This is a genomic window from Mesorhizobium sp. M4A.F.Ca.ET.022.05.2.1, from assembly GCF_003998845.1.
Lineage (GTDB): Bacteria > Pseudomonadota > Alphaproteobacteria > Rhizobiales > Rhizobiaceae > Mesorhizobium.
On sequence record NZ_RZOJ01000236.1, the window covers coordinates 1 to 9,499 of the forward strand.

Sequence of the window (9,499 nt, forward strand, 5' to 3'; positions counted from 1 at the left end):
TGTCGATCCAGCCGCTCGAGAAGACGCTGACCGACGAGGATTTTGAGGCGCTGGCCAAGCGCATCGTCGAGAACGTCAACAAGCAGACGGGCGGCGTGCTGAGGACTTGAGGGGATTGCCGGCAGATGGCGAATCGCACTCCAAAGGGCGATGGACCATCTGCGCTATTCCGGCCTTCCTTTTGAAGAACAGCATGCGGCGTTCCTCGGCATCATCGCGACCGACCCGCTGATTGGCGAAACGTTGGCACGCGTGCGGGAGCTTGCACTGCCGGACTGGCTGGTGGTGTCGGGCGCGCTCTACAACAGCGTCTGGAACCATCTGACCGGCAAGCCGCCGGGCTACGGCATCAAGGATGTCGACCTGTTCTATTTCGACGATGCCGACCTCTCCTACGAGGCCGAGGATGCGGTGATCCGCCGGGCGGCGCTGCACTTCGCAGGGCTGGCGCTGCCGGTCGAGGTGCGCAACCAGGCGCGGGTGCATCTGTGGTATCCGGAGAAGTTCGGGCAGGAATGCCCGCGCTATGCGAGCGCAAGCGAGTCCGTCAGCTATTTTGCTTCGAAGACGCACGCGGTTGGAGTGCGGTACGATGCACAGGGGCGCCTCGATCTTGTGGCGCCGTTCGGGCTCGACGATATTTTTTCCTTCCGCATCACGCCTAATCGGGCGCTGGACAATCAGCGGACGCATGAGGTGAAGGGGGCGCGGGCGCGGGAGTATTGGCCGGAGATTCGTATGGTGGCCTGGTAAGATAGGTGTGCGCGAGGCGCCCCCCTCTGCCCTGCCGGGCATCTCCCCCTCAAGGGGGAGATCGGATGTCACCTCGGCTTTCGCCAATCGCCAACATTGAAGGAGGGGTAAGGACCGCGAAATGCCAATCTCCCCCCTTGAGGGGGAGATGTCCGGCAGGACAGAGGGTGCCTCGCACCAGCACCTCAACAAAAGGGGCGCCGAAGCGCCCCTTTCCATTCAGCATTCTGCGTAATCACCCATTCACCAGCGCCATCAGTTCCTCGGTATAGCGCTTGCCGACCACCTTATCCGGCGACAGCGCGTCGCCGATGGCAGCCACCTCCGCAGCACTCAATTCGACCCCGGCCGCTGCCGTGTTCTGCTCCAGATGGCGGATTTTCCGCGCGCCGGGGATCGGCACGATGAAATCGCCCTGGTGCAGCACCCAGGCGAGCGCCAGTTGTGCCGATGTCACGCCCTTCTCCGCCGCCATCTTTTCCAGTGTGGCAACAACCTTGGCGTTGGCTGCCATGGCTTCGGCCTGGAAGCGCGGCAGGCCGAGACGCCAGTCGCCGGCGCCGAGGACATCGGGCTTGGCGATCGTGCCGGTGAGCAGGCCGCGTCCCAGCGGGCTGTAGGGCACAAAGCCGATGCCGAGCTCGCGGCAGACGGCGAACACCTCATCCTCGGGGTCGCGGCTCCACAGCGAATATTCGCTCTGCACCGCCGATATCGGGTGCACGGCATGCGCCCGGCGGATGGTCGTCGCACTCGCCTCCGAGAGGCCGAGGGCGCGGACCTTGCCCTCGCGCACCAGCTCGGCCATGGCGCCGACTGTGTCCTCGATCGGCACGTTGGGGTCGACACGGTGCTGGTAATAGAGGTCGATCACATCGGTATTCAAGCGCTTGAGCGAGGCCTCGGCCACTGCCTTGACATGTTGGGGGCGGCTGTCGACGCCGGCCATGCGGTCGGTGCCGCTGCCCTCCTCCAGGATCTTGAAGCCGAATTTGGTGGCGATCGTCACCTTGTCACGCACCGGCTTCAACGCCTTGCCGAGCAGGATCTCGTTCTCGTAGGGGCCATAGACCTCGGCCGTGTCGAAGAAGGTGACGCCGATCTCGATGGCGCGGCGCAGCGTGGCGATCGCCTCGGCTTCCGGCTGGCCGCCATAGCCGAAGCTCATGCCCATGCAGCCGAGGCCGACGGGGAAGACTTCGAGTTCAGTTCCAAGCTTGCGGGTTTGCATGGCGCATCTCCTTGTTGCGATGGGGGAGAAATAGTGCCTTGCACGCCGTTCGATAATCATGTCTCTTTCGCACAACTTGTTCCAAAAGATAGATCAATGAACCGAACGAACCTTTCCCAGCTCGCGGTGCTCGCCACGGTCGCCCAATGCGCCAGCTTCCGCGGCGCCGCGCGCGAGCTCGGCATTGCGCCGTCGGCAGTCAGCCACGCGGTGTCGAGCCTGGAGGCCCGGCTCGGCGTGCGGCTCCTGGCCCGCAGCACGCGCAGCGTGGCGCCGACAGAGGAGGGCGCGCAGTTGCTCGAACGGCTGCGGCCAGCATTGTCCGAGATCGACCTTGCGCTGGAGACTGCGGTAGAGGCGCGCGACCGACCGGCCGGCAACCTGCGGCTGACCGTGCCGCGCACGGCAGCGCACCTGACGCTGACGCCGAGGCTCGGCGCCTTCGCCGTCGCCTATCCCGACATCGTACTGGAAATTGTCATCGAGGACCGCTTCACCGATGTCGTCGAGGGCGGCTTCGACGCCGGCGTCAGGCTCGGCGAGAGCCTGCAGCGCGACATGATCGCGGTGCGCATCGGCCCGGATCTTCGCGGTGCCGTGGTCGGCGCGCCGTCCTATTTCGCGACCAGCCCCAAGCCGAGCCACCCGCGCGAGCTTGCCGACCACCGCTGCATCCGCTTCCGCTTTTCCAGCGGCATCCTCTATCGCTGGGAGTTCGAGAAGGACGGCGAGGAGATCGAGATCGCTGCGCAAGGGCCGCTAATCCTCGACGAGGACCATCTGATCGCCCAGGCGGCGGTCGACGGCGCCGGGCTCGCCTTCGTCTTCGAGGACTATGTCCGCACCCCGCTCGCAACCGGCAGGCTGATCCGCGTGCTGGATGACTGGTGCCCATCCTTCGACGGCTTCTTCGTCTATTATCCGAGCCGCCGGCAGATGCGGCCGGCGCTCAGGGCTTTCGTGGATTTCTTCAAGGTGAGCGGGTAGGCGCGCTGCAGGCCCGCGGCGAAACCATCGCTCCAAGGTTGGTCGCCAACCTTATTGGCCGCCGCCGGCGCCCGGAATTGTGTGGAGAGTGGGGCATAGGGTAGCCTGGAAGAAAGCTGACCTCAGCGGCGTTTTTCGGCCATGGAATCGTCAATCACCAACACCTCCACCCGCTACGGCTGGGCAACGATCATCCTGCACTGGCTGATCGGGTTGATCTTCATCGGCCAGTTCGTGCTCGGCTTCGCGATGATGCGGATCGAAAGCCAGCGCACCGCCTTCGAGCTGATCCAGCTGCACAAATCCTTCGGCTTCCTGCTGCTTGGCTTGATCATCCTGCGCGTCGCGTGGCGGCTCGGCAATGCGGTGCCACCCTTGCCGTCATCGGTCGGCACCCTGGAGCGGCGGGCAGCACCACTCGCGCATATTCTGCTCTATGCCTTCCAGATCGCGCTGCCTCTGTCCGGCTGGGCGCTGGTGTCGGTCTCGACGCTGGAAATCCCCAGCATGCCATTCAATCTGTTCGTCATGCCCAACCTGCCACTGGCCGTATCCGACGCGGCGGAGAGTTTTTGGACGGCAGCGCACTGGTATCTCGCCTATGCCGGCATCGCGCTCGTCGTCCTGCATATCCTGGCCGCGCTGCGCCATCATTTCTGGCTGCGCGACAGCGTGCTTGCGCGCATGATCACGCCTTCGTCAGGTGAGGAATAGAACGGCATCGTCATTCGTTGGTGAGGCGAGAAGGCAGCAATGCGCTGCCTCAGCAAAGGGACCTTCCCCATGCATGCGCGCATCCTTGGATTGGCGGCCCTTGTCGCTTGCGTTGCCGTGCCCGCCGTCGCGGCGGTGGCGCTCAGCGACGCCGCCGGCAGCTACACGATCAGCCCGGCCGCATCGAGCATCCGTTTCACCATCGGCAAGGCCGGCGGCGGCGGGTTCGACGGCGCCTTCGCCCGCTTCAAGGGCAGCATCCGCATCGATGACGCCAATGTCGAACGCTCGCAGGTCAACCTCACCATCTATCCCGAGAGCGTCGGCACCGGCCAGAACCGCATCGATGCCTTCCTGCGCTCCGACGCGGTGTTCGACAGCGCCAACAGCCCGGAAATCCAGTTCCGCTCGACCAGCGTGACCCGTACCGGCGACACGACGGCCTTGGTCACCGGCCGGCTGACGGCGCGCGGCAAGACGTTTCCGGAAAAATTCACCGCCGAGCTCAGCAGCCTCAAGGCCGGCACGATCAAATTCCACGTCACCGGCAAGGTGCTGAGGTCGCGCTACGGCATGGATGTCGGCACGCCGATCTATTCCAACGTCGTCAACTTCGACATGACGCTGACGGGCAAGAGGGGCTAGTTCCAAGCTCGCCCCCCTCGGGTTCGTCATCCCAGGGCGAAGCAAGGAGCGAAGCGACGCGCGCAGACCCGGGGATCCATTCCGTGATGCTAAGGCGTTGCAACGGTTACAGAATTCTGCACCGATGCACCTTACGTCACAGGTCACGGAATGGATCCTCGGGTCAAGCCCGAGGATGACGAAGACGCTTTGTGACCCGCGTCTGCGATTGGCTTTTCCCCTGAATTGGGGCACACCTCCATGATGCAATTCGACATGGAGAAGCGTGATGTTCCGATGGGGTGTTCTGTCGACGGCCAAGATCGGCCGCGAGCAGCTGTTGCCGGCGATCGTCGAGGCGGAGAACGGCGTCCTGTCGGCGATCGCCAGCCGCGATCTGGCGCAAGTCCGGGCGCTCGCCGACCGTTTCGGTGCGCCGCATGCTTTCGGCTCCTATGAGGAACTGCTCGCGTCGAAGGACATCGACGGCGTCTACATCCCGCTGCCGACCTCACAGCATGTCGCATGGACCGCGAAGGCGATCGAAGCGGGAAAACATGTGCTGGTCGAGAAGCCGCTGGCGCTCGACGCCAAGGACATCGCGCCGCTGATCCAGCTGCGCGATGAGAAGAAAGTGCTGGTGTGCGAGGCCTTCATGGTCATCTACCACCCGCAATGGATCAAGGTGCGCGACCTCATCGCCAGCGGCGCCATCGGCCGGCTGCGCCATGTGCAGGGCGCGTTTTCCTATTACAATGTCGACCCCAAGAACATGCGCAACCGGCTCGACCTCGGCGGCGGCGCGCTGCCCGACATCGGCGTCTATCCGACGGTGTCGACGCGCTTTTCGACCGGCAAGGAACCGCAGCGCGTGCAGGCGACGATCGAGCGCGACAAGACCTTCGGCACCGACATCTATTCCTCGATCCGCGCCGATTTCGGCGATTTCGAACTGTCCTTCTACCTGTCGACGCAGATGGCGGCGCGGCAGGTGATGGTGTTCCACGGCGAGAAGGGTTTCATCGAGGTGTTCTCGCCGTTCAATGCCGGGCTCTACGACCACCATCGGGTCGAGTTGCACAACCAGAACCACACCGAGGCGCAGGTGTTCCGCTTCCCCGGCACGCAGCAGTACCGGCTGGAGGTCGAGACCTTCGCCAGGGCGGCGCAGGGCGGCAAGGAGCGCGTCTTCACGCTGGAGGAATCGGTGCTCAACCAGAAGGTCATCGATGCCATCTTCCGCGCCGGCGGCAAGGACGGCTGGGAAGCCGTCTGACCTCTGCATTAAGAAAGCCGGCTAATCCTGGGAGGAGAAATGGCTGACGCGGACGTGATCATTGTCGGCGCGGGGCTGGCCGGCCTCGTCGCCGCGGCCGAGCTGGCCGAGGCCGGCAAGAAGATCATCATCGTCGACCAGGAACCGGAGCAGTCGCTGGGCGGCCAGGCCTTCTGGTCGTTCGGCGGTTTGTTTCTGGTCGATTCGCCGGAGCAGCGGCGCATGCGCATCCGCGATTCGCACGATCTCGCGCTGGAAGACTGGATGGGCACCGCGGCTTTCGACCGCGCGGAAGATTTCTGGCCGCGCAAATGGGCCGAGGCCTATGTCGGCTTTGCCGCCGGCGAAAAGCGTTCCTGGCTGATCGAACGCGGGCTGAAATTCTTTCCCGTCGTCGGCTGGGCGGAACGCGGCGGCGGCAATGCCATCGGCCACGGCAATTCGGTGCCGCGCTTCCATGTCACCTGGGGCACCGGCCCCGGCGTGCTCGAACCTTTTGTCCTGCGTGTGCGGGAAGCGGAGAAGCGCGGGCTGGTCCAGTTCAAATTCCGCCATCGTGTCAATGAGCTGACGCGAACGGGCACGACCGTCGATGGAGTGCGCGGCGACATCCTCGAGCCAAGCAGCGTCGAGCGCGGCCGCAAGAGCGCGCGCGACATCGCCGGCGATTTCGAACTGCACGCGCAAGCGGTGATCGTCGCCTCCGGAGGCATCGGCGCCAATCACGAGCTGGTGCGCAAGAACTGGCCGCATCGGCTGGGTACCGCGCCCAAGCGGATGATCACCGGCGTGCCCGACCATGTCGATGGCCGCATGCTGGCGATCACGGAGGCGGTCGGCGGCTCGATCATCAACCGCGACCGCATGTGGCACTATGTCGAGGGCATCAAGAACTGGGCGCCGATCTGGACCGACCACGCCATCCGCATCCTGCCCGGCCCGTCGTCGCTGTGGCTCGACGCACGCGGCAAGCGCCTGCCGGTGCCGCTCTATCCGGGCTTCGACACGCTGGGCACGCTCAGCCACATCATGAGCACCGGCTTCGACTATTCCTGGTTCATCCTGACGAAGAAGATCATCCAGAAGGAGTTCGCGCTGTCGGGCTCCGAGCAGAATCCGGACCTGACGGGCAAGAGCTGGCGCCAGGTGCTGGGCCGCGCGACGTCAGGCATTCCCGGCCCGGTCAAAGCCTTCATGGAGAAGGGCGAGGATTTCATCGTCGAGGCCGACCTTTCGACGCTGGTCAAGCGCATGAATGCGCTGGCTGGCGGCGAGCCGCTGCTCGATGTCGCCGAGGTCGAGCGCGAAATCCGCGCCCGCGACCGGCAGCTCGACAATCCGTTCTCGAAAGACATGCAAATCACGGCACTGCGCGGCGCCCGCGCCTATCTCGGCGACAAGCTGATCCGCACCACCAAGCCGCACAAGATGCTCGATCCGGCGAACGGCCCGCTGATCGCGGTGCGGCTCAACATCCTCACCCGCAAGACGCTGGGCGGCCTACAGACCGATCTGGACAGCCGCGTGCTCGATGCCGGGGGCCAGCCGGTCCCCGGCCTCTATGCGGTCGGCGAAGCCGCCGGCTTCGGCGGCGGCGGCGTGCATGGCTATGCCGCGCTGGAAGGCACATTTCTCGGCGGCTGCATCTTCTCCGGCCGCAGCGCCGGGCGGGCGGCGGCCGAGGCGGTCGCCTGAGGGAAGACCGGCCCCCGCAGGCGCGGACGCCGTACCAGGGTCAACCTGCGGGCTAGGCTCCTACGCCGCCGAGCGCCAGATGCAAGGTCTCAGCGAAGCGATCGGGATAGTGCCCAAAACCCATATGGTCGCCGGGAAAGGCGGCGCGCTTGACACCGAGCCTGTCGGCCAGCGCCTTGCCCATGCCGTCGATCGGCTGGCCGACGGACTCTTCGCCGATACCGACTACGACAGCGGCGCCACGCAGCGCCTCGACGTCGGGACGGTACAGCGAGAGCGGCATGACGCCATGCGCCAGCCAGTATTCGAAATTGCTGCTGACGCGCGCAAAGGTCTCGGCCTCTTCGGGTGTCGGTTCAAACGGCGGCGGCGCATCCTGGGTCTCAGCATCGTTCGGCCCTGCTTCACCTTGATTCGGCCCTTCGGACAGGCCGTTCTCGCTGAAGAATTTCCGCATCGCCGCCCCGACGCCTTGGCTGCGATAGGTATCGTGCAGGTCGCGCATGCCGGCCAACGCATGCGACGGGTCGTCAAGCAACATCATGCTGGGCGGTTCGTGCGCCACCAGCGCCCGCACTTGGCCAGGATGGCGGGCGGCGAGATTGAGCCCGATCTGGGCGCCGCCGCTGGTACCGAACACATAGGCAGGCCCGGCGCCGAGCGCCTCGATCAGCCGCGCGGCATCGTCGCCATGGACATCGAGGCTCTGTTCCTCAGGCTGCTCGTCGAAGGTGCTGCGCGAATTGCCGCGCGGGTCGTAGGCGACCACCGTGTATCGGTCGGCGAGACGGCCAGCCAACCCGGCGAAAACACCGGCGTCCTGCGGTCCGCCGGGGATGATCAGCAGCACGGGGCCGGAGCCGCGCGTCTCGTAATACAGGCTGGCGCCCGGCACTTTCAGCGTCGACGATTGGAGGGTCATTCCATCTCTCCCGTTGCTTCTCAAGATTCGGTCTGGCGCGCCGGTCATTTGCCGGCGACAACCATGCGGTTGCCCTCGCTGTCGCGGAACTCGGCGACGGTGCGGCCAGGCTGCCATGGAGCTTCCTGAGGCTCGGTGATGATTTCGACGCCGCGCGCCTTCAACGCGGCGATTGTCGTTTCGACATCGCCATCGACCAGCACCAGCACTGGTTCGACCCCCGGCGCCTCATCGGCGCGTCTGACAAAATGCAGGTTGGTGACGGCGTCGGGAAACGTCAGCTCGATCCAGCGCCAGCCGCCGTCGCCCATCGGCTGGTCGGCTGCCACCTGGCAGGCGAAATGGTCGGTGTAGAACGCCTTGGCGCGGTCCTGGTCGAATACCGGAAGTTCGGCAAACTGGATATGCATGATGTCTCTCCTCATCGCGGAGGCCGCCGCGCGGCCTCGACGGATGAAGGACGACGCAGATGCCCGAAAAGATTCGGAAACCCTGAGAATCTTTTCGATGCTGCGGAACGTCTTCTGTGTGCAAACCCAGAAAAGGAGATGACAATGGGCTACAGTCTCATCCGCTACGGCGTGAAGGATGAAAGCATCGCCGAAAACCGCATGCTGGTTGCAAAGGTGTTCGAGGCGCTCGACGAAACGAAGCCGCTATCCGTGCGCTACCTCGTTCTGGAGCTGGAGAATGGCGAGTTCGTGCATCTTGTCGGGTATGACAAGGACAGCGCCGCCCTGACCGGGCTCGACGCCTTCAAGACTTTCGGCGCCGACCACGCCGAGCGGCGGTCCGGCCCTCTCGCCAGATCGGCGGCAAAAATCGTCGGCAACTATCGTATGCTGGACAATGCCGTTGAGGCCATGCCGGCCTGACCTCAGTGCCGGCGCGGCCTTGGCGCCGTGCCGCAGCCTGCTCGGGAATGAACGCAATGATGTCATCGAAATTCGACCGGGCGGCGCTGGACGCGATGCTGCCCGGCCTGCGTCCGAAGCTGCACCGCTACGCAGCCCGCATGGCCGGCTCCGTCATCGACGGCGAGGACATCGTGCAGGAGACGGCGCTGAAGGCGCTGCAGGCGATCGACGGCAACGCCGCAGTCGACCGTCCGGAGCAATGGCTGTTTCGCATCGCCCACAATGCGGCGCAGGACCATCTGCGCCGCCGCCAGCGGGAGCGTTCCCGCTTAAGCGAGGCCGATATGACCGGAGTGGAAGACCTCTCCGCCAGCGCGGAGGCGAGGCTTGCGGCTGCCACCAGCCTGCGCACTTTCATGCAGCTCACTCTGCCGCAGCGC

11 protein-coding genes are annotated in these 9,499 nt (G+C 65.0%); 8 read left to right on the plus strand and 3 right to left on the minus strand.

What is annotated here, in order from left to right; translation table 11 throughout:
- Window positions 1–150: 150 nt before the first annotated feature.
- Window positions 151–753, plus strand: a complete 603-nt coding sequence (locus EN745_RS22560) for a nucleotidyltransferase family protein (protein WP_127422294.1) — start codon at window positions 151–153, stop codon at window positions 751–753.
- Between the two features lie 235 nt (window positions 754–988).
- Here the strand turns inward: EN745_RS22560 and EN745_RS22570 are convergent, their stop codons facing one another.
- Window positions 989–1,984 carry an aldo/keto reductase gene (locus EN745_RS22570; protein ID WP_126057143.1) on the minus strand — a complete coding sequence of 332 codons (996 nt, stop codon included), beginning with the start codon at window positions 1,982–1,984 and terminating at the stop codon, window positions 989–991.
- A 96-nt stretch (window positions 1,985–2,080) separates the two neighbouring features.
- Here EN745_RS22570 and EN745_RS22575 point away from each other — a divergent pair, with 96 nt between their 5' ends.
- From EN745_RS22575 to EN745_RS22595, 5 genes are all read left to right on the plus strand, one after another.
- A complete protein-coding gene (locus EN745_RS22575) occupies window positions 2,081–2,971 on the plus strand; it encodes a LysR family transcriptional regulator (protein ID WP_127422295.1) in 891 nt (296 codons plus the stop codon).
- A gap of 141 nt (window positions 2,972–3,112) precedes the next feature.
- Window positions 3,113–3,685: a cytochrome b gene (locus tag EN745_RS22580; protein ID WP_127422296.1), complete on the plus strand. Its 573-nt coding sequence runs from the start codon at window positions 3,113–3,115 to the stop codon at window positions 3,683–3,685.
- A 69-nt stretch (window positions 3,686–3,754) separates the two neighbouring features.
- Window positions 3,755–4,330, plus strand: a complete 576-nt coding sequence (locus tag EN745_RS22585; RefSeq protein ID WP_127422297.1) for a YceI family protein — start codon at window positions 3,755–3,757, stop codon at window positions 4,328–4,330.
- Window positions 4,331–4,598: 268 nt separating this feature from the next.
- On the plus strand, window positions 4,599–5,585 hold the full coding sequence (locus EN745_RS22590) for a Gfo/Idh/MocA family oxidoreductase (RefSeq protein WP_127422298.1): 987 nt from the start codon (window positions 4,599–4,601) through the stop codon (window positions 5,583–5,585).
- Between the two features lie 39 nt (window positions 5,586–5,624).
- Window positions 5,625–7,280 (plus strand): FAD-binding dehydrogenase, encoded by a 1,656-nt coding sequence (locus EN745_RS22595; protein WP_127422299.1) that lies wholly within the window; start codon window positions 5,625–5,627, stop codon window positions 7,278–7,280.
- A gap of 52 nt (window positions 7,281–7,332) precedes the next feature.
- On the opposite strand, the gene EN745_RS22600 is transcribed toward EN745_RS22595, so the two are convergent.
- Window positions 7,333–8,202 carry an alpha/beta hydrolase gene (locus EN745_RS22600; RefSeq protein ID WP_127422300.1) on the minus strand — a complete coding sequence of 290 codons (870 nt, stop codon included), beginning with the start codon at window positions 8,200–8,202 and terminating at the stop codon, window positions 7,333–7,335.
- 44 nt (window positions 8,203–8,246) lie between these two features.
- On the minus strand, window positions 8,247–8,612 hold the full coding sequence (locus tag EN745_RS22605) for a VOC family protein (protein WP_127422301.1): 366 nt from the start codon (window positions 8,610–8,612) through the stop codon (window positions 8,247–8,249).
- A gap of 144 nt (window positions 8,613–8,756) precedes the next feature.
- On the opposite strand from EN745_RS22605, the gene EN745_RS22610 reads away from it, so the two are divergent.
- Together EN745_RS22610 and EN745_RS22615 are read left to right on the plus strand one after the other, a co-directional pair.
- The gene (locus EN745_RS22610; RefSeq protein WP_245487798.1) at window positions 8,757–9,077 is read left to right on the plus strand and encodes a hypothetical protein; all 321 of its coding nucleotides are present in this window, start codon (window positions 8,757–8,759) and stop codon (window positions 9,075–9,077) included.
- Between the two features lie 56 nt (window positions 9,078–9,133).
- The coding region (locus EN745_RS22615; protein ID WP_245487799.1) for an RNA polymerase sigma factor at window positions 9,134–9,499 on the plus strand (366 nt) is incomplete at its 3' end.

Bases quoted from the DNA above. Each gene is read 5' to 3' on its own strand.
- EN745_RS22560 (WP_127422294.1), top strand. From the start codon at position 151: ATGGACCATCTGCGCTATTCCGGCCTTCCTTTTGAAGAACAGCATGCG.
- EN745_RS22570 (WP_126057143.1), bottom strand. From the start codon at position 1,984: ATGCAAACCCGCAAGCTTGGAACTGAACTCGAAGTCTTCCCCGTCGGC.
- EN745_RS22575 (WP_127422295.1), top strand. From the start codon at position 2,081: ATGAACCGAACGAACCTTTCCCAGCTCGCGGTGCTCGCCACGGTCGCC.
- EN745_RS22580 (WP_127422296.1), top strand. From the start codon at position 3,113: ATGGAATCGTCAATCACCAACACCTCCACCCGCTACGGCTGGGCAACG.
- EN745_RS22585 (WP_127422297.1), top strand. From the start codon at position 3,755: ATGCATGCGCGCATCCTTGGATTGGCGGCCCTTGTCGCTTGCGTTGCC.
- EN745_RS22590 (WP_127422298.1), top strand. From the start codon at position 4,599: ATGTTCCGATGGGGTGTTCTGTCGACGGCCAAGATCGGCCGCGAGCAG.
- EN745_RS22595 (WP_127422299.1), top strand. From the start codon at position 5,625: ATGGCTGACGCGGACGTGATCATTGTCGGCGCGGGGCTGGCCGGCCTC.
- EN745_RS22600 (WP_127422300.1), bottom strand. From the start codon at position 8,202: ATGACCCTCCAATCGTCGACGCTGAAAGTGCCGGGCGCCAGCCTGTAT.
- EN745_RS22605 (WP_127422301.1), bottom strand. From the start codon at position 8,612: ATGCATATCCAGTTTGCCGAACTTCCGGTATTCGACCAGGACCGCGCC.
- EN745_RS22610 (WP_245487798.1), top strand. From the start codon at position 8,757: ATGGGCTACAGTCTCATCCGCTACGGCGTGAAGGATGAAAGCATCGCC.